The sequence below is a fragment of the Streptomyces sp. NPDC002324 genome (genome assembly GCF_053593335.1).
This window is the reverse complement of record NZ_JBSFCF010000013.1, coordinates 101,292-119,923: the sequence shown is the minus strand read 5'-3', so window position 1 is coordinate 119,923 and position 18,632 is coordinate 101,292. Positions and strand designations below refer to the sequence as shown.

Annotated in this window: 13 protein-coding genes; 5 read left to right on the top strand and 8 right to left on the bottom strand. The window is 72.6% G+C overall.

The genetic code is table 11. The annotated features are described in order from the left end of the window. Nucleotides 1-81 precede the first annotated feature (81 nt). On the bottom strand, nucleotides 82-828 hold the full coding sequence (locus ACWCRJ_RS19365; RefSeq protein ID WP_450940396.1) for a YcnI family copper-binding membrane protein: 747 nt from the start codon (nucleotides 826-828) through the stop codon (nucleotides 82-84). 202 nt (nucleotides 829-1,030) lie between these two features. Beyond that, complete coding sequence (locus ACWCRJ_RS19360; protein WP_450940395.1) at nucleotides 1,031-1,846, bottom strand: hypothetical protein; 816 nt, start codon at nucleotides 1,844-1,846, stop codon at nucleotides 1,031-1,033. A 313-nt stretch (nucleotides 1,847-2,159) separates the two neighbouring features. On the opposite strand from ACWCRJ_RS19360, the gene ACWCRJ_RS19355 reads away from it, so the two are divergent. Further along, on the top strand, nucleotides 2,160-2,612 hold the full coding sequence (locus tag ACWCRJ_RS19355; RefSeq protein WP_450940394.1) for an ATP-binding protein: 453 nt from the start codon (nucleotides 2,160-2,162) through the stop codon (nucleotides 2,610-2,612). Nucleotides 2,613-2,718: 106 nt separating this feature from the next. Here ACWCRJ_RS19355 and fxsT read toward each other — a convergent pair whose 3' ends face one another. From fxsT to fxsA, 4 genes are all read right to left on the bottom strand, one after another. Next, on the bottom strand, nucleotides 2,719-6,720 hold the full coding sequence (gene fxsT, locus ACWCRJ_RS19350) for an FxSxx-COOH system tetratricopeptide repeat protein (protein WP_450940393.1): 4,002 nt from the start codon (nucleotides 6,718-6,720) through the stop codon (nucleotides 2,719-2,721). A gap of 89 nt (nucleotides 6,721-6,809) precedes the next feature. Beyond that, a complete protein-coding gene (locus ACWCRJ_RS19345; RefSeq protein ID WP_450940392.1) occupies nucleotides 6,810-8,060 on the bottom strand; it encodes a TIR-like protein FxsC in 1,251 nt (416 codons plus the stop codon). 150 nt (nucleotides 8,061-8,210) lie between these two features. Then, a complete protein-coding gene (locus tag ACWCRJ_RS19340) occupies nucleotides 8,211-10,679 on the bottom strand; it encodes an FxsB family cyclophane-forming radical SAM/SPASM peptide maturase (RefSeq protein ID WP_450940391.1) in 2,469 nt (822 codons plus the stop codon). A gap of 34 nt (nucleotides 10,680-10,713) precedes the next feature. Beyond that, nucleotides 10,714-10,911, bottom strand: a complete 198-nt coding sequence (gene fxsA / locus ACWCRJ_RS19335; RefSeq protein WP_046915121.1) for an FxSxx-COOH cyclophane-containing RiPP peptide — start codon at nucleotides 10,909-10,911, stop codon at nucleotides 10,714-10,716. A gap of 403 nt (nucleotides 10,912-11,314) precedes the next feature. Here fxsA and ACWCRJ_RS19330 point away from each other — a divergent pair, with 403 nt between their 5' ends. Continuing rightward, the gene (locus tag ACWCRJ_RS19330) at nucleotides 11,315-12,253 is read left to right on the top strand and encodes an intradiol ring-cleavage dioxygenase (protein ID WP_450940390.1); all 939 of its coding nucleotides are present in this window, start codon (nucleotides 11,315-11,317) and stop codon (nucleotides 12,251-12,253) included. Nucleotides 12,254-12,263: 10 nt separating this feature from the next. Then, entirely contained in the window at nucleotides 12,264-13,097 is an 834-nt protein-coding gene (locus tag ACWCRJ_RS19325; RefSeq protein WP_450940389.1) for a triphosphoribosyl-dephospho-CoA synthase, read from the top strand. A gap of 255 nt (nucleotides 13,098-13,352) precedes the next feature. On the opposite strand, the gene ACWCRJ_RS19320 is transcribed toward ACWCRJ_RS19325, so the two are convergent. Both ACWCRJ_RS19320 and ACWCRJ_RS19315 read right to left on the bottom strand, forming a co-directional pair. Further along, complete coding sequence (locus ACWCRJ_RS19320; protein ID WP_450940388.1) at nucleotides 13,353-14,834, bottom strand: aminopeptidase P family protein; 1,482 nt, start codon at nucleotides 14,832-14,834, stop codon at nucleotides 13,353-13,355. Nucleotides 14,835-14,994: 160 nt separating this feature from the next. Then, on the bottom strand, nucleotides 14,995-16,518 hold the full coding sequence (locus tag ACWCRJ_RS19315) for a PP2C family protein-serine/threonine phosphatase (RefSeq protein ID WP_450940387.1): 1,524 nt from the start codon (nucleotides 16,516-16,518) through the stop codon (nucleotides 14,995-14,997). 513 nt (nucleotides 16,519-17,031) lie between these two features. On the opposite strand from ACWCRJ_RS19315, the gene ACWCRJ_RS19310 reads away from it, so the two are divergent. Continuing rightward, nucleotides 17,032-17,697, top strand: a complete 666-nt coding sequence (locus ACWCRJ_RS19310) for a bifunctional DNA primase/polymerase (protein WP_450940386.1) — start codon at nucleotides 17,032-17,034, stop codon at nucleotides 17,695-17,697. Between the two features lie 142 nt (nucleotides 17,698-17,839). Next, a complete protein-coding gene (locus ACWCRJ_RS19305; RefSeq protein ID WP_450940452.1) occupies nucleotides 17,840-18,532 on the top strand; it encodes a hypothetical protein in 693 nt (230 codons plus the stop codon). Nucleotides 18,533-18,632 lie beyond the last annotated feature (100 nt).

The following is an 18,632-nucleotide window of genomic DNA, read 5'->3' as shown; positions in this document are numbered from 1 at the left end:
AAATGTCCAGTTGGTTCGAGCCCCGGCGCGCACGGGGACTGCACGTGCGCGCCGAGGGGGAGGGGCCGGGAAGCCGGAGGCTCAGACGGTCGTGCGCCGGCGGCCGGCCAGCACGCCGTAGGCGACACCCGCGGCGCCGACGACGATGCCGACGACGCCGAGGACGCGGGCGGTGGTGTCGCTCGTGTCGGCGGGCGCGGCGGCGGCGGTCTCCTTCGACGCGGCCTTGGCGTCGTCGGCGTCCTCGGACTCGTCGGAGGCGGTGGAGGCGCCGGAGCCGTGGTGGTCCCCGGAGGCGGCCGAGAGGGCGAGCACGGGGGCCGGGTTGTCGGGCTCCTCCTCGCCGTCCTTGGGCACCTCGATCCAGCGGACGACCTCCTTGTTGGAGTACGTCTGGATCGCCTTGAAGACCAGTTCGTCGGTGTTCTCGGGAAGCTGGCCGATGGAGACCGGGAACTTCTGGAAGAAGCCCGCCTTGATGCCGGCCCCGTCGGCGGTCCACGTGATCTTGGAGACGGCCTCGTCGATCTGCTCGCCGTGCAGCTCGACCGGCTTGGCGAGCTTGGCCTTGGTGACCTTGATGTCCCAGCCCGGGATGGCCTCCGGCTGGGCCGAGGCGAGCGGGTGGTCGGTCGGGAAGTTCACCTCGAGCTTGGTGGTCGTGGCGTCGTCGCGCTCGTTGGGGACCTTGAAGTTGACGGTCGCGTACCCGCCCTTGGCCGCGGTGCCTTCCGCCGCGACGCTGACGTGCGCGAACGCGGGGCCGGACAGGAGGAGGACGGCCGAACCGGCGAGGGCGCCGACGGCGGCGATACGAGAAGCCTTCATGACTGGTGACACTCCACAGTGAGGAGGAAGAAGAGAGGGGACGAGGGGTGCGCGCGCCGCGCGCGGCAGCCGGGGCCGAGCCCGAAGCCCGAAGCCCGAAGCGAGAAGCCAGGGACCGGGAGCTGAGGTGGATGCGGATGCGGCGCGTGTCTCGACGCCGTCGACGACTCCCCTCCCAGGTGTGGAGTGAGCGGGCGTCGTGTCAGGCGGCGAGGGCGAAGGCGGATGCGGCGGCCGGTGGTCCGCGCCGGACGAGCGTGTGCTGGAGGGCGGTCGTCCGCAGGGTCGCGGGCGCCGAGTACCCGGCACGCGGGGCGCGGGGAACGGCCTCCGGCGCGCTCGGGAGCCCGGAGCGCAGGGCCAGCGCCAGCGCGAGCGCGCCGCGCAGGGACCGTACGAGCGGCTCCTGGCCCGACAGGCGGGCCAGGCGGAGCAGTGCGAGGTCGCCGTGGCGGAGCAGCCAGCCGGCGGCCACGGCCGCGAGCACATGGCCGAGCATCATGGGCAGCGACGGCAGGAGGGTGGCGGGGGAGCCCGCCACGGTCGTCATGGTGTCTGCCGGGGCGTGCGCGGCGTGTGTGCCGCCCACCCCGGCCTCGACGAGGATCCGCTGGGCCTGCGCGGGGCTCAGGGCCGCCGCGGTCGTGCCGCACACGAAGCGGGCGGCGCGCTCCACGAGCGCCGCGTCCATGGCCTCCGCGGTCCGTGACGCGGCCGTCGGCCCGTGCTGGCCCAGTCCGAACAGAGCGTGCAGCAGGGTCTGGCCCACCGCCAGGGTCGCCGCGATGCCCGGCAGGGAGCGTTCCCCTCCGGCCAGAGCGGCCGCGACGGCGAAGACGCCGGCGAAGCCGATACCCAGCGTCCACAGCGGGATCGCCGCGCACGAGGCGAGCGCGTGTCCGGCCCCGGCCAGCGCGACGCAGACCGCGGCGAACACCGCGGCTCGTGGAAACCGGAGTTCACCTCCGGCGCGCACGGGGCGCGGGGTGGTCGGCCGGTGGGGGCGGGGGGCAGTCATGGCGGGCCCATCATCGCACCGGGGCGCTCCGCTGGGTTCGGCGGGTTCATGGCGGGAGGTACGGGGGCGAGGGCGGCGGTGTTCAGGTGGGGGTGCGGGCGTGACGGGGGTGGGAGTGGGGTCGCGGCGCGCCAAAAGCCGTGGCCTTGTGTGCACGGAGGGACAGGTGATTCGGAAGGGTTCGGTCCGCATACACCGAATGTGCGGGGGCCGCATCCGCCGTATGGGCGGACAGACAGCGTCCGGGCGATTGCGCGGTGCTCTCGGCGGCAATACGTAACGGTATGTCGAGCCGCGGCCGGGAGGCTGGAGCATGAGCATCTGGTGGTCACTCCATTTGCGGCGTGAGGCTGCGAGCGTGCCGCTCGCCCGGCGGCTGCTGATCGGCACGATGGAGACGGCGGGTGTCGACCCGGACGTCTCCTACGACCTATCCGTCGCCCTCAGCGAGGCCTGCGCCAACGCTGTCGAGCACGGCGGTGGGCTCTCGGCCGGCGCCACCACCGAGGCGTACCGGGTCACCGCCTACCTGGACGGAGAGAAGTGTCGTATCGAGGTCGCGGACTCCGGCCCCGGCTTCCCGCACCGCCACCCCGTCCGCCCGGCCCAGGCCCACACGGACGCCGAGAGCGGCCGCGGGCTCTGTCTCATCCGCGAACTGGCCGACCACGTCCACATCGGCAACAAACCGGGCCACGGCGGCGCGGTCGTCAGCTTCGACAAGATCCTCAAGTGGCGCGAGGACGCCCCGCTGGTGGCCGTGTAGCCACAGCGCGCCGCACGCGGACGCGCCCCCGCAGCCCACGCGCCCCCGCAGCCCACGCGGACGCGCGCCCGTAGCCGCGCGCCCCCGCAGCCGCACGCGCCCCGCGTCAGATCTGATGCGGCTCCAGATCCCGTCCGACGCGCTGCCAGGAACGGACCAGCGTGGTGACCGGGTGGGTTCTGCCCAGCAGATGGGTCAGCCGGTTCACCGCCTTCTCCTGGAGCTGCACGGCCTCCTCCCGGCCGGTGTCCCGCAGGGTGACCGCCAGATTGCCCATGCCGACCAGCACATCGGGGTGGTCGGGGCCGAACCGCCGGCGCAGCCCGTCCACGGCCCGGCGCTCCCAGTGCTCGGCCCTCTCGTGCAGCCCCCGGTCCCCGTAGGTGTTGGCCAGGTTGAGGCCGGCGGACAGGACGGACGGGTGGTCGTCCCCGAGGGTGGCGGCCAGACAGTCGCGGGCGTGACGGCTCAGCTCCTCGGCCGTCTCCGTGTTGCCGAGGGCCCGGTGGTACATGGCGAGGTTGTTGAAGCAGTACATGGTGAACGGGTGTTCGGCGCCGAACGAGTCCCGGTACCCGTCGAGCACCTCCTCGACCTGGCGGACCGCCCGCGCGGGACCGTCCTCGGCATCCGTGGCGTAGTAGTCCGCGGCGAGGTTGAGCCCGCACGCGAGAACCTCCGGGATCGTGCTGCCGTAGCGGTCGTGGTAGCGGGCGTACGTCCTCCAGGTCTCCTCCGTGATCCGCAGCGCCTCGGCGGTACGGCCGGCCTTGCGCAGGGAGACGGCGAGGCTCTTGTCGGCCTGGAGGACCTCGGGCACCCCCGGGTTGAACACCTGCTCGAACCCTTCGCGCACCTCGCGCAGGAACTCGGCGGAGGTCCGGTAGTCGCCGAGGTCGCGCAGGTCGCGCGCGTGGAGCCCCTTGGTGGCGAGGGTGTACGGGTGCGTCGGGCCCAGCAGCGCGGTACGGCGGCGGACCGTGTCCTCGTCGAGCCGGCGCGCGGCCTCGCTGTCACCGGCGAGCCGGAAGTCGATGGCGAGGTTGTTGGCGGCGGACAGCGTCCTCGGATGGTCCTCGCCGAAGACGGCCGCGAAGCCCTGGTGGATCCGTGTGTCCAGCTCCAGGGCCTCCTTGAAGCGGCCCAGCGCCCGGTAGTCGGCGGCGACGCTGCCGGAGGCGATGAGGACGGTGGGATGAGCCTCGCCGAACAGCCGCCGCCTGCCGTCCCGGGTGCTCTCGTCCATGGCGACGGCGGCCTGGTAGTCGCCCTGGGCCCGCAGGACGTTCGCGAGCTGGAAGCGCAGGTTGAGGATCTGCTCGTCGTCCCGGTCCCCGAACGCCTCGGTCCACAGCTCGTGCAGCTGGGTGGCCTGGGTTCGCGCGGCCTGCAGTTCGCCGCGCCTGTTCAGGTAGCGGACGCGGTCCACCATCAGCTGGCGCGGCTCGTCCTTGGTGCAGGAACGGATGTTCGATGGGGTCAGATGGGGCCAGATCACCTCAAGGCCGGGCCACTGCGCGGGATCGTCCACGGCACCCTCGCTGGGCCGCGCGGCGGCGAGGATGCGGTGCACCTCGTGCATGGTCTGCACATGCTGCTCGTCGTCCAGGCTGTCCCGCACCGCCGCCTGCACCAGCCGGTGCACCTGGATGGAGTTGTCGGCCGAGTCGACCTTGGCGAGCGCGAGACGGTTCAGGGCCTGGGTGACGCGGCCGAGCATGTAGCGCGCCCGCAGGTCCCGGTCGTACGGCAGGAGCGCGTCGATCATCGCGTCGCTGCTGATCAGGGACATCGAGATGGGCTCGGCGGCGAAGAAGGCGCACAGTTCCAGGAGCCGGGCGGCGGCCGGTGACTCCTCGCGCAGCCGGGCGATGGAGATGTTCCAGGTGGCGCCCACGGAGGACGGGTACTCGACCGCGTCCACGGCCTCCTGCACGGACAGCACCCGTGTGGACTGCTCCCTCAGCTGCTCGATGTACTCCTGCACCGGGGTGGCCGTCGTCTCCAGCCAGGCCGCCGCCACCTCCACGGCGAGCGGCAGGTCGCCCAGCGCGTCGGCGACCCGGTCCGCGTCGTCCTCGCGCAGTCCCGGGACCCGGCGGCACAGGTGCTCCACGCTCTCCTCACGGGTGAAGACCTCCATCTCCAGCGACTGGACCGCGGTCGACGCGGGCCGGGCCCGGGTGGTGACCAGGACATGGCCGTAGACGTGGTCGGGCAGGGGCCCGGAACGCTCCGGGAAGAGGTGCAGAGCCTTGTCCAGGTCGGGGACGTTGTCGAAGATCAGCAGCCACCGCTCGCACGGGTCCCCCTGCCGGAGCGCGGCCATGGCCGCCTCGGCCGCCTCCGCCACGTCGTCACCCACGGGCAGGTCCAGCTCCTGGGCGAGCGCGGCCACCTTCGGCAGGACCAGGTCCGGCTGTTCGGCGTCGATCCACCACACCAGGTCGTAGTCCGCCTTGAACCGGTGCGCGTACTCGCGGGCCAGCTGGGACTTGCCCACCCCGCCCAGACCGTGCAACACCTGCGGCAGCCGCTGGCCGGAGCGGCCGCTGACCAGGCGCTCACGCAGCCGGTCCAGGATCGGCGAGCGACCGGTGAACCACGGGTAGCGGGGCTGGACGTTGGAGATCCGCGTGCCGGTGTTGGGGAAGCGCGCGGCGCCGCCGGGGGGCCCCGGCAGGATGTCCGGGTGGTCGAGGCCGGTCAGGAGCGTGGTGTACGCCCGCTCCTCGTCCAGCCGGGTCAGGTCGATGGCGCCCCGGCCGGAGTGCGGCAGGCTGAGCCGGACGTCGTCGACCCGCACCGCCACCGGCCGGTTCCGGGGCTTGCGCCCCCCGGCGCGTACCGCGTCGTCCCACGCCCTGCGGGCCCGCCGGGAGTTGAGGAAGGCGGGGGAGACCACGGCGAGCAGCCGTTCCGAGTCGTCGTCCGTGTCCGGGTGCACGGCACCGGTCCCCGTGCGGTCGTCGTCCCCGGGGAGCCCGCCGGCGTCCTGCGGCAGCTCCCGGACGTCCATGGGCACCACCTCGAAGCCCGCGTCCCGCAGCACCGACTCCAGCCAGTCCACCCACATCCGGTCCTCGGAGACGTAGTACAGCACCAGCCGGGAGACGGGCAGCGGCCGCCGCCGGGTGTAGGCGGCCTTGTACCGGGCCCGCTTCTCCTCGCCGATCAGGGGCAGCCGGGTGACCCGGCCCTCGGTGATGACGGAGGTGACCCGTTCGCAGGCGCTCAGCATGGAGTTGGCCGTCTTCGGCGGGTCGCCGAAGGCCGCGAGGATCTCCTCGTAGGCGTAGTACGGCTGGTAGAGGACCTCCATCGACGACCAGTAGTCGGTGAGCCGCTCGCCGTCCAGGCCGGCCGGGAGCCCGGCGAAGCGCTCGCGGGCCAGGGCCCGTCCCGCGTCGAGCTTGTCCTTCTCCCCGAGGTCGATGCGCATGGCGAGGGGCAGGATGCGGATGCCCTTGTGGCCGAACCGCTCCCGGACGCTCTGCGCGACGGCGGCGGCGCCCTCGATGCTCTGGCCGCTGAGGGTGTAGCAGACGACGAGGGTGTGGGGCATCTGCACGGTGCAGACGTCGGCGAGGTCGCTGAGGCCGGTACGGCTGTCGATCAGGGTGTAGTCGTAGTGGCGCCGCATGTCCGCGCGCATCGCCTCGAAGAACCGGCCGCCGCCGTAACTGGCGTAGAACAGCTCCCAGTCCATGTTGCCGATCATCGGATAGTCGTCGTGCCGGCGGCCGGCGGACAGGAAGTCCAGGCTGCCGCCCTCGGGGAACGACCAGTCCAGCGTCAGCGCGTGCGGCCGGACCCGGGCGTAGCGGCGGTGCCAGTCCGGGGCGCGGCCGGGCAGGTCGCGCAGTGCCTCGCGGCGGTAGTCGCCGATGAGGTTGCTCAGTCCGGGGGTCGCCCGGAGCAGCGCGGGGTTGAGGAAGGGGTGGAAGAACTTGTGCAGGCCGGGGGCCTCCAGGTCCCAGTCGACGGCCAGGACGCGGTGTCCGCCCGCGGCCAGGATCCACGCCACGTTCGCGAGCGTCATCGTTCGCCCGGTGCCGCCCTTGTACGAGTAGAACGTGATCACCGTGCCGTTGCGGTTCTCCGTCATGGCCTGCCGTCCTCCGCCCTGTCCGACCCGCCCCGCCCTTGCCGTGCTCCCGTGCTCCCTGCTCCCGTACGTCCCGGTGGCCCCGGGCGCTAGCCGCCCAGGTCCGCCGGGCCCCGCAGGCGCGGGGGCGCGATACGGGGTCCCGCCGGCGGATAGGTCCGCGCGTGTGCTTCGTAGGAGGCGACGGCCTGTTTCACGGCCGTCTGCAGTTCGTTGCCGAAGGCGTCCAGGGTGCGGATGCCGCCGTTGAGGGTGCGGTGCCCGCTGCCCTCCGTCATGCGTGCGGCCAGCGCCTTCTCGGTGAGTGCCGTCAGCCTCTTCTCCCGGCCCGGACCGGCGTCGTCCTCGCACCTGGGGATCATCACGCTGATCCACGGCCGCTGTTCCTCGCACAGCCGGTCCAGCAGTTCCCGGCCCCTGGCGGAGCCCAGCGCCCACCGGTCGAGCAGCAGCAGTCCGGGCGCCCGGGGCGGGCCGGGCCCGAGCAGCCGGTCGGCGTCCTTCTCGAAGTCCCCGATGTTCACCTTGTAGTCCATGGTGCGCACCAGGTCGGCCGCGTGTTCGCCGAGCGGCCGGGCCGACGCCGGGTGGTACGGGTTCCAGTCGCGCGGCAGCGGGCCGTAGCAGTCGGGTTCACGGCCCGGGGGCAGGTCGGAGCGGGTGCACGCGAGGACCGTGATGTCGAACTCCGGGGGGTGCCCCGAGGCGCCGAACGCGCTGGGCAGCGACTCGTACTCGTCGTACGTCTGCCCCTCGTCCAGCTCGGTGACCTTGGCCACGTGCACGATCTGTTTGGCCAGCCGGTACAAGGCCCGCTCGTACTCGTCGCGCAGGTACCGGAGTTTGGTCAGCCCGTAGAACCCCTCCTCCGCGTAGTCCTGGCCGAAGGACACATGGTTGAACTGCAGGTCCTTCGCCGCGTGCGGCAGTTGTACGGGTTCCACGGGCACCCATAACGCGGGGATGATCGCGTGCTCCCGGGCGGCCCCGCCGCGTGCCCGGTGGCTGATCTGCCGCTGGGAGAAGGCCCACCACTCCCGGCCGCACTGCTCGCTGATGAAGTACCGCGGCGAGTACAGCGGCACGAACACCTTGCAGCGCGCGAGGTTCTCCGACAGTTCGTCCGTCCAGCGGGTGCCGACCGCCATGCCCTGGTCCAGGAACCCGGCGCGTGCGCCGCGCGGCAGATCGGTCATCTGCATGATGTGGGCGCACAGCCCGTCGTACAACTTCTTCACCCAGATGTTCGGATCGGTGTCACCGGTGTCGTTGCGCGGGGTGTGCGCATAACTCAGGAAGAAATAAGGGCTTCCGCCCCCGTTGGCCGCATCTCCTCGCACCCGTGCCCCCCGATGCCCGGTGACTTTCCTCAGTGTAGGAAGGGGGCAGGGTCACGTGGAATATGACGAACGGGCCCAATGTCCCCGCTCCGGCCGCGGATTGCGCGACCCTCGAACACATAAGCGGAAGCAGGGACCACTCCACTCCCCCTACGGCAGAACGGCCCGCCGGTGCTCTTCCGCCACCTGCCGGGCCGCCCGCCGGGCGCCCGCGCTCACCTCGTCCGCCGGCAGCGCCCGCCGGAGCCCCGCGACGAACCGTTCCCCGGCCTCCGTCAGCGCTCCCGACCCCGCCAGGGTCTCCACCGCCTCCGCCGTCTGGTCCCGCCACCGGGAGAACTGGGTCTCGGCCCGGCACTCATCCCCGCTCCGCCACCGGGCCAGCCAGAAGTCGACCACCGCGAGATGGGCGTACGTCCCTTGCAGTAGCCCCTCCAAGGGGCGCGGGTCGGGGCGCCAGGGCGCGTAGAACAGCGTGTCGCACGCCGGGTCGTACAGGTCCGCCAGGTCCAGGACCGCGCCCAGCTTCACATGCTGGAACTCGTGGACGAGGAGCAGCGCCAGCGTCTCGGGCTCGGCGGGGCGTGCGATGGCCACGGCACCGAAGGCGTCACGGGCCGCCGAGCTGATGTCGGCGCCCTCGGCGGAGGGCAGGAGCGGGGTGATCACCCGGAGCCCCGCGGCGATCCCCGGTGCGTAGCGGGGCAGTTCGCGGCGGATCCAGGCCCAGGCCCGGGTGAGGTCGGCCCGCCACGCCTCGGCCTCCCCCTCGGTGAGCCGGGGGTGCGCCGGATGCCCGTGGCAGGCTCGCCAGGGGTCGGTGTCCTCCAGGGTCACGGACCAGCCGTCCAGCTCGAACCGCCGGCTCCCCCGCCAGGCGGGGTCCCCGGGCTCGTCGCGGGTCACGGTGTACGTCCGGTCGTCCGCGTGGACCGTGAAGCCGTCGGCGCCCGCGCGCACCACGGCGCGCCCGGCGCCCGCCCCCACCGCCAGCGTGCCGAGCGAGGGCAGCCGCAGCAGCCCGTCGTGGACCGGGACGACGACCGCCGCCGGGCGCCCGGCGCGCACCGCGGCGGCGGCGGCGATCTCCGCGATCCCGCGGGTGGCCGTCCCGGCCGTCTCGCTGCCGCCCCCGGCCGGTTCCGCCGGTGCCGTCCCTCCCGCCTCTCCGGCCTTCCCCGCCGCCGGTCGCGGCTGCGGACGGACCCCGAGGGAGCTGAGCGCCCAGGGCCGTACATAGGGGTGGGTCAGGACCGAGTCCACGGCCTCGGGGGCCGCGCTGTCGAGGGCGGTCAGTGTCTCCCACGCCTCCTCCGCGCCCTCGGCGTCCTCGCCCGCCGGGGTGCGCGTCGTCGTGTGCCGCACATGGCCCAGCAGCTCGCGGACCAGGGCGAGTTGGTGGCGGCCCAGCAGGTCCACGGTCGTGTCCGAACCGCACCCCGTGGCCAGCTCGTCCAAGTGGTCCTCGGTGAGCGCGGGTTGTACGGACTGGTCGGTCATGTGACGGTCCCGGAGGTCGGTGATGAGGGACAGCAGGTCGGAGCAGTACACGGAGGGGTTGCCGAATCCGCTGCCGCCGGACCGGTAGCGATGGGCGTACAGCCCCCCGCCGCAGGAGCGCACCACCGGACAGGAACGGCACTGCGCGGCCAGCCCGTCGAGGCCCTGCTGCCGGGCCACGATCCCGGGATGCGCGGCGACCTCGTCCAGGGAGTGGGCGAACACGTCCAGGCCGGTGGCGGGGGCCCCGGCGTGGGCGGTCTTCAGGGAGTCGGCCTGTTCGAAGGTCCCGTCGGTCTCGATCACGGCGAGGTCGGCCGGGTCCAGCCCCAGCGACTCGGTCAGGCTGCTCTCGCCGCGCAGGGTCCGCAGGACCGAGTCGAACACCCGGACCTCCATGGGCCGTCCGGTCTCGGTCCAGCGGTCGTGGACGGCCAGCAGCCAGCGCGCGTACGCGGTGCCGTCGACGTCGTCCCCGGGACGCGGCGGGGGTTCGTCCCAGGTGGCGTGTGGGAGGAGGAAGTCGACGCGGGGTGGGGCGAGTCCGGCCAGCGCGTCGTGGACGGCGACCGGGTCGTTGCGCAGGTCGATGGTGCACAGCAGACCCGCGAAGAGGTGGCGGTAGCGGGGAAGGCCGAGCAGGGCGACGGCCCTGAGGACCCGGTCGTGGCTGCTGCGTCCGTCGGCGTAGCGCCGGTGCAGGTCGTTCGCGGCGCGGTCGCCGTCCAGCGAGACCCCGACCTTGATGCCGAACTCGTCGAACAGATCCAGGAACCGCTCGTCGAGCGTGACGGCGTTGGTGTGGATCCGCAGATCCAGCTCGCACACGCCGTCGAGGGCGGCGCGCAGTTCCACGGCGGCCGCGCGCAGCCGGGTGCGGCCCGCGAGAAGGGGCTCACCGCCGTGCAGCACCACGTGCACGGCGGCGAGCCCATGGGTCTTCGCGTGCTCGGCGACGCGTTCCGCCGTGGCGCGCAGGACGAGGTCCGACATCACCCGGGGCCGGCCGCGCCAGCTCTGGTCCGCGTGCTCGTACACGTAGCAGTGGTCGCACGCGAGATCGCAGCGACTGTGCATCTTCAGCACGAACTGGCGCAGGGGCAGGAGCGGTCGGCCCATGACGGTCACAGGGATCGGCCGGATTCGGGCGGTGTCAGACGGAGGACTGGAAGGCCGCGACCGCGACCCGTCCCGGACCGGTCCGTTCGACGCCGTTCGACACGGCACGGGTCAGAGCGGGCGACAGCGCGCCCCCGCTCCGCGCCGCCAACTGCACCAAGGACACCCGCTCCGGACCGACGGCGGCCGTGGATCCTGACTCTGCGGCCGTGGGGTCGAGGGATGCGTTCATGGGGACCTCATCAATCTGTGCGTGGAAACCGACGGAGTTGCGGTCTTGCGGCTCGATGAAGCGGTTGCCGACAGGAATTTCTCACTCAAGGGTCGGCCGCAGAAGAAGTTAGCGGCCGACCGGGCCGACGGCGCCGAATATTCGGTCAGCTGCTGGTCGCGACCAGAACATAGCCGACACCGGGGAGTGCTTCGAACGGCAACACAAGCCTCGTCCGTATGCGGGACGGCAAACGTGAGAACCGTCTCATCCACCGGCTTCCGGCTTCCGGGTTCCGGCTCCCGGCGCGGTCGGGCGGAGGAGAGACCCCGTTCCGGCGCCAGGGGCGGACCGCCGCGCACTCTCAGCCATCGCACAGCCGGACCTCAGCCCCCTGACGGAGTGCGCCCCTAACTTCACTGCCATGACGGGAAACCACGCAGCGGGAAACCACACGAGCAGAACGATCACGAGGCGCCGTGCCCTCGCGGTGACCGGAGGGACGGTCGCCGCCGGCGGGCTGGTGGTCTCCGGGTATCAGTCGGCGTTCGCGGACGGGAACACCAGCAGCGTAGAGGCGTCCGGGACGAGCACCGACAGCGCGTGCATGACGCTGATGTCGAGCGTCACCGAGGGGCCCTACTATCTGGACGGCGCCCTCGTCCGCAAGGACATCACCGAAGGCAAGAGCGGTGTTCCCTTGACGCTGCGCCTCACCGTGGTGGACGCCACCGACGGCTGCACCCCGGTCCCCGGCGCGGCCGTGGAGATCTGGCACTGCGACGCCTGGGGCTACTACTCCGGCTACACCACCGCGAATCCCGGCGGTTCGGCACCCGCCGAGAGCGAGGACGGTTCGACCGCCGACGACGCCACGTACCTTCGCGGATATCAGATCGCCAACGCGAACGGGGTCGTCAAGTTCGAGACCATCTTCCCCGGCTGGTACACCCCGCGCACCTGCCACATCCATGTGAAGGTGCACACCGGCGGCGAGAAGGAGGACGGCACCTACGAGGGCGGCAAGGTCAACTTCACGGGCCAGTTCTTCTTCGACGACGAGATCGCCCAGGAGGTCTTCACGCTGGAGCCGTACTCCCGGCACAGCGGCAGCTACGCCACACTCGACGACGACATGGTCTACGACGGCGGCGGCGCCACCAGCGGCCTGCTCACCCTCAAGGCCGTCAAGAAGGCGAACCCGGCCCGCGGTTACCGGGGCTCCCTCACCCTCGGCATCGACCCCGACGCCGAGAACACCGGTGCCGGCGGCGGTGGCGGCGAGGGCGGTACGCCCCCGTCGGGCGAGCCCCCGGCGGACGCCCCGACCGACGACGCCACCGGCTCCACGTCGGCCTCGTAGGGGTGCGCCCATGAGCAGTCGTGAGGACGAGACGCTGGCGCGGGCCGCGGTGGCCGCGCTCACCCGGCAGTTGGAACTGACCCCCAAGCCCGGCCTGCCCGACCCGCGCGATCTCGGCGCCCGCGCGACCCGGCAGGACCACCGTGCCCTGCGCTGGTCGGCGAAGGCACTGCTGCCCGGCTTCGCGGCGATGGCGGCCTGTGCCCGGCGCAACGGTGCCCCCACCCCCGGACTCCGGGCCGAACTCGGTGCGATCGGGCGCTGCACCGAGCACTCGATGCAACGCGCCGGCGGCGGGCATCGCGGTGCCACCTGGGTGCTGGGTCTGCTGGTCGCCGCGGCCGCCCTGGAGCCCGGCGCCCGGGGGCGCGAACTGGCCGCCATCGCCAAGAAGATCGCCGCCCACCCCGACCGCCGGGCACCCGGACGCCCCTCGCGGGGGTCGTCGGTCTCCGCCAAGTACGGGGCCGCGGGCGCCCGGGGCGAGGCCCGGGCGGGTTTTCCCCATGTACGGCGGGCGTTGGACGTCCTGGCCGGGGCACGCGTCGCGGGGACGCGGGAGGGGGATGCCCGCCTCGACGCGCTTCTCACGGTGATGTCCACGCTGCAGGACACCGAACTGCTGTACACCGCCGGGCCGCACGGGCTGCGGCGGGTGCAGGCCGGGGCGCGGGCGGTGGTCGAGGCGGGGGGTACGGCGACGGGCGCGGGGCGGGAGGCGCTGATGGCGCTCGACACGGATCTCCGGGAGCGGGGGTGGAGTCCCCGCGGGAGTGCGTCGCTGCTGGCGGGCGCGTTGTTCGTGGACGCGCTGCCTGTCGCTGCCGCGAGGGTGGCCGCATAGCGTTCCTCGCCCCCGCCGCCCCTACCCGTCCCTCCCCCAGGGGTTGCGCCCCTTCGACCCCCATCCGCGGGTCCGGTGGGGGCGGGTCGCGCAGTTCCCCGCGCCCCTGAAAAGCAGGGGCTGCGCCCACTGCTTTTCAGGCCCGACACCGCCGCGCTGTCAGGGCTGCGGGAGCCTGGGCTTACAGGGGCGCGGGGAACTGCGCGACCAGCCCCCACTCACCCGCGGACGGACAAGAGACGAACAACCGGCCCCTCAGTCCCGCGAACCCCGCAGCGAAGCCATCCACAGCTCAACCTCAGCGGAGCGTCGCGGCAGACCCGCGGACAGGTTGCGGTTGCCGTCCTCCGTCACCAGGATGTCGTCCTCGATCCGGACGCCGATGCCCCGGTACTCCTCGGGGACGGTGAGGTCGTCCGCCTGGAAGTACAGGCCGGGCTCGACCGTCAGCACCATCCCCGGCTCCAACGTCCCGTCGACGTAGGACTCGACGCGCGCGGCGGCGCAGTCGTGGACGTCCATGCCGAGCATGTGACCCGTGCCGTGCAGGGTCCAGCGACGCTGGAGGCCCAGCTCCAGGACCCGCTCGACGGGCCCCTCGACGAGCCCCCACTCGACCAGCCGTTCGGTGAGAACGTGCTGCGCGGCGTCATGGAAGTCGCGGTACTTGCCGCCGGGCCGCACGGCGGCGATACCGGCCTCCTGCGCGTCGAAGACGGCGTCGTAGATCTTCTTCTGGACCTCGCTGAAGGTGCCGTTGACCGGCAGGGTGCGCGTGACGTCGGCCGTGTAGTACGTGTGCGTCTCGACGCCCGCGTCCAGCAGGAGCAGGTCGCCGGAGCGGACCGGACCGTCGTTGCGGACCCAGTGCAGCGTCGTGGCGTGGGGGCCGGAGGCGCAGATGGAGCCGTAGCCGACATCGTTGCCCTCGACCCGGGCGCGCAGGAAGAACGTCCCCTCGATGTAGCGCTCCGAGGTCGCCTCGGCCCTGTCCAGCACGCGGACGACGTCCTCGAACCCGCGCACGGTCGAGTCGACGGCCTTCTGCAGCTCGCCGATCTCGAACGCGTCCTTGACCAGCCGTGCCTCGGAGAGGAAGACCCGCAGCTCGTCGTCACGCTCGGCGGTGACCTTGTCGTGCAGCGCCGCCTCGATGCCGGCGTCGTACCCGCGTACGACCCGCACCGGCCCGGTGGCCTCGCGCAGCTTGCCGGCGAGTTCGCGGACGTCGGCGGCGGGGATGCCGTACAGCTCGGCCGACTCGGTCAGCGAGTGCCGTCGGCCCACCCACAGCTCGCCCTGGCCGGAGAGCCAGAACTCGCCGTTCTCCCGGTCGGAGCGGGGCAGGAGGTAGATCGTCGCCTCGTGCCCCTCGGCGCCCGTCGGCTCCAGGACCAGGACGCCGTCCTCCGTCTGGTTGCCGGTGAGGTACGCGTACTCGACCGACGCCCGGAAGGGGTACTCGGTGTCGTTCGAGCGGGTCTTGGGGTTGCCCGAGGGGATCACCAGGCGGTCGCCGGGGAAGCGCGCGGAGAGCGCGGCGCGGCGGGCGGCGGTCTCCGCGGCCTGGGCGATCGGCTCCAGACCGTGCAGCTCGGTGTCGGCCCAGCCGGACTTCATGCTCTCGGCCAGCTCGTCGGACACGCCCGGGTACAGGCCGTTCTTGCGCTGCTTGATCGGCTCCTCGGCTTCGGTCGCCTCGGTCTCCGGGGTCACCGGTTCGAGCTCGTCCGCCACGGTCATCCTCCTAGGTACGGCACTGGACCGCGTCCATCGTACGGTCGTGCCGCCGGGGTCCCGGGGCGGCCGGAACGCCTCTCACGAGGGGTCACCGATCCCTTACGGCAAGCAGCCGCGAGGGATCGCCGTCCCGCACCCGAGGAAGGAGCCGGCAGGCCTACTCGAACCGCGCCGCGAGCAGCACCACGTCCTTCGTGCCGTCGGCCGCGTCGAGCCTCTCCGGCAGAACGGTGCGCAGGACGTGGTCGGCGATGGCGCCGGGGTCGGTGCGCAGGGCCCGGGGGACGCAGGCCGCGGCCGCGTGGAGACGGGCGAAGGCCCGGTCGACGGGTTCGCCGGTGCGCTGGAGGAGGCCGTCGGTATAGAGCAGGACGGTTTCTCCTGAATGAGCGGTCAGCTCCACGCTCGGCGCCTCCCAGCAGGCGAGCATGCCGAGCGGCGCCGACAGGGAGGTCTCGACGAACTCGGTGCGCCGTTCGCCGATCACCAGCGGCGGGCTGTGTCCGGCCCCGGCCAGGGTGATCTTGCGCAGGGCGGGTTCCACGTAGGCGAAGAGCGCGGTGGCGGAGCGGGCGGGTTCCGTCAGGCGCAGCAGCAGCTCCAGGTCGGAGAGGACGGCGACGGGGTCCTCGCCCTCCATCACCGCGTACGCCCGCAGGGAGGCACGCAGCCGTCCCATCGCGGCGATCGCGCTGGGCCCCGACCCCGTGACCGAACCGACCGCGAGCCCGAGCGCGGCGTCCGGCAGCGGCAGCGCGTCGTACCAGTCGCCGCCGCCGCGCGGCCCGGTGCGGTGCCGGGCGGCGAGCTGCACGCCGGCGACCCGGGGCAGCCGGGAGGGCAGCAGTTCCTCGGCGATGGTCGCCATGCACGCGCGGGTGCGCTCGACCTCGACGAGCCGGGCCAGATGCTCGGCGGCGTAGCGCGTGTACAGCCCGACGAGGTGGCGCTGCCGCTCGACCGGCTCCGCGGGCTCGTCGTAGAGCCAGACGGCGGCGCCGAGCCGGCCGGCGCTCTCGGTGGACAGCGGGAGCGCGTAGCTCGCCGCGAATCCGAGCCGGGCGGCGACCTCGCGGTGGCGCGGGTCGAGTCCGTCCTCGGCGAACAGGTCGGGCTGGGCGATCTCGCCGTCACCGCCCGGCAGTCCGTCGAGGATGCGGCCGTACGGCAGGGAACTGCGCGGCACGGTCTCGATGTGCCCGAGGTCGGCGCGGCCGAGTCCGAGGCCGACGGTGGTGTCCGGACCGAGTCCGCCGGCCGGTTCCAGGACGAGGAGACCGCGGCGGGCGCCCACCAGGGCGGCGCCGGCGCGCAGGGTCTCCTCCAGCGCGCTGTCGAGTGAGTCCGTGCGGGTCAGGCGTTCGGTGAGTTCGTGCAGCGTCGTGAGGTCCGAGACCCAGCCCGCGAGTCTGTCCTGCAGAACGGCCCCGGGGGCGGTGCCCGGTCCTGTGGCGGGAGGGGCCGATGGGGAACCGGGGGCGACGGGCGCGGGCGCGACAGTGTGTGCGGGGGAGGGAACCGTTGAATCGATTCCAGCCACTTTCGGAGGGTGAGGGGCGTTCATGGTGTCCGGCTTTCCGACCGGTGCGTATTGCTCAAAAGCATCGCAAACCCCCATGTCATTCTGCGCCGCTAGCAGTCTCTCCACATGTACACGCACTCGTGAGGGGATGTCCAGCATTGTCCTGCTGGGATATCTGGTGTCCGTGAGGCGCTGTTGGACACCCGTCAACCTCTTGTCCAGACCTTCGGGAAAAGCAAAGTTGGCTAAAAAGTGTTGTGGTGAACGGTGTATTGAGGTCGACTGGCCTTGTTCAACAGAGCGTCACAGCGGTCGTGATGGGTACGTACTCGGTGAAGGCCAGGGGTGGCGGAGGTCGCCCGGAACCTGGCGACGGACCCGGGCGTCCTATCCACCGACGACCGAGCCCCATCCTCCCGTGGCGGAGGCGGCGAGCACATGCGAGACGGCAAAACGCCAGGCGCCGCCACCCCTACGCCATGCCCATGCTTTTGACAGACGCAAGTCGACGCAAGCGATGGACGCGGACGTAACCGAGCCCGGCCCCCAGGGGTTCCCCTTGTCCGCGACAGGGGTGTGATGCGCCAGCAGGTACGCACAGTGCAGTGAACGACACATGTTGTGATGTGACCCACGGTGTTGCCATGCGTGCAACGGAAAGGACGAGCGCTCATGCGCGAGATCCCCGGAAAGCGACGCAGGCTCCTGTCCAGGCGCAACGGCGGGAGGCCCGAGCTACTTGAGCAGGCCCTGACGTTCGCGACGGAATGGCAGTGGCCCGTACTCCCGGGGGTGGCGCCGGACCCGCAGGGCCGTGCCCGCTGCGGCTGCCCGGACCCGGAGTGCGTGGTGCCCGGTGCTCACCCCTTCGACCCCGGCCTGCTGGCCGCCACCACCGACGAGCGCATGGTCCGCTGGTGGTGGGGCAACCGCCCGACGGCACCGATCGTGCTGGCCACCGGCGGCGCCGCCCCCTGCGCGGTGAGCCTGCCGGCCCCGGCCGCCTCCCGCGCCCTCGCCGCGCTCGACCGCACCGGTATGCGCCTCGGCCCCGTGGTCGCGGCCCCGCACCGCTGGGCGATCCTCGTCGCGCCGTACTCCATGGAGCAGTTGGGCGAACTGCTCTACGCCAAGGACTTCGTGCCCGGTTCGCTGCGCTTCCACAGCGAGGGCGGCTATCTGGCACTGCCCCCCTCCGAGACCGGTCACGGAGCGATCCGCTGGGAGCGGGCCCCGCTGCCCGGTTCGGCCGCGCCCTGGGTGCCCGACGTCGAGGCGGTCGTGGACGCGGTCGTCGACGCCCTCACTCGTACGGGTGTGAGCGCGCCCGAGTTCTGAGCGCGCCCGGCGCGCGCGGGACCGGGTGCCCCCGGTCGGTCGTTATCTTCCGCACATGCAGCGTCTTCCCGGGGGCCGCGGGGCCCCTCCGCGCGGTCGCCACAGCGCTCCCCCGCCCCGGAGCCGTAGAGCACCCGAGCCGGTGCGCGGCGGGCCCGATCCGCACCGGCTCCGCCTGGCGGGACTGACCGCCGCGGTCGCGGTCGCGCTGGGCCTGCCCCTCGCCGCCTCCGCCGGCCCCCTCGGCGACGTACGTACGTCCGACCGCGCCCTCACGTCCGAACGGTCTCCCTCCTCGCACCCGGACCCTGCCGCCGACGGGCCGGCAGGAGCCGCCGAGAAGTCCTCCGGGCACGTCGATCAGAAGGCGGGCGGGTCGGGTGAGCCGGACGGAACGGCGGCGGGCGACGACGTCGGCGATGCCGGGGACGTCGGCGACGTCGTCGCCAAGGACGACACCGCGCCCTCCTCGCGGCCACTGCTCGGCATCGGACTCGCCACGGCCACCCGCTGCGGCCCCGAACTCACCTCCCCCGACGGCATCGAGGCGCAGACGTGCGTCCTCACGCAGGGCGAGCAGACCTGGGCCCGCACGTACTACCGCAACGCCACCGGGCGTGAGCTGAGTTCGGTCCTCAGCATGATGGCGCCCGGCGGTCGCACCGTACGGATGTACTGCGCCGTGGGCGCTCACGACGAGCCCGGGGCGTGCGAGACGCCCAGGGAGCGCACGCGGGGCGCAATGGGGGCGTACACGGCCGTGGCGGAGTTCGCGGCACCGGACGGCGACGGACCGCTGCTGTTGCGCTCAGGCAGCAACTCAGGCCGTTCATAAGGGCGTTGGGGCCGAGCGGGGTCGGTGCGGCGGTGGCGCCCAGGACCCCGGGCAGGACCCGGGAGAGACCCGGGCATGAGAAGACCCGGTTGCTGGCGAC

Coding starts and splice junctions, on each gene's coding strand:
- ACWCRJ_RS19365 (WP_450940396.1), bottom strand. CDS start 828: ATGAAGGCTTCTCGTATCGCCGCCGTCGGCGCCCTCGCCGGTTCGGCC.
- ACWCRJ_RS19360 (WP_450940395.1), bottom strand. CDS start 1,846: ATGACTGCCCCCCGCCCCCACCGGCCGACCACCCCGCGCCCCGTGCGC.
- ACWCRJ_RS19355 (WP_450940394.1), top strand. CDS start 2,160: ATGAGCATCTGGTGGTCACTCCATTTGCGGCGTGAGGCTGCGAGCGTG.
- fxsT (WP_450940393.1), bottom strand. CDS start 6,720: ATGACGGAGAACCGCAACGGCACGGTGATCACGTTCTACTCGTACAAG.
- ACWCRJ_RS19340 (WP_450940391.1), bottom strand. CDS start 10,679: ATGGGCCGACCGCTCCTGCCCCTGCGCCAGTTCGTGCTGAAGATGCAC.
- fxsA (WP_046915121.1), bottom strand. CDS start 10,911: ATGAACGCATCCCTCGACCCCACGGCCGCAGAGTCAGGATCCACGGCC.
- ACWCRJ_RS19330 (WP_450940390.1), top strand. CDS start 11,315: ATGACGGGAAACCACGCAGCGGGAAACCACACGAGCAGAACGATCACG.
- ACWCRJ_RS19325 (WP_450940389.1), top strand. CDS start 12,264: ATGAGCAGTCGTGAGGACGAGACGCTGGCGCGGGCCGCGGTGGCCGCG.
- ACWCRJ_RS19315 (WP_450940387.1), bottom strand. CDS start 16,518: ATGCTGGACATCCCCTCACGAGTGCGTGTACATGTGGAGAGACTGCTA.
- ACWCRJ_RS19310 (WP_450940386.1), top strand. CDS start 17,032: ATGCGCGAGATCCCCGGAAAGCGACGCAGGCTCCTGTCCAGGCGCAAC.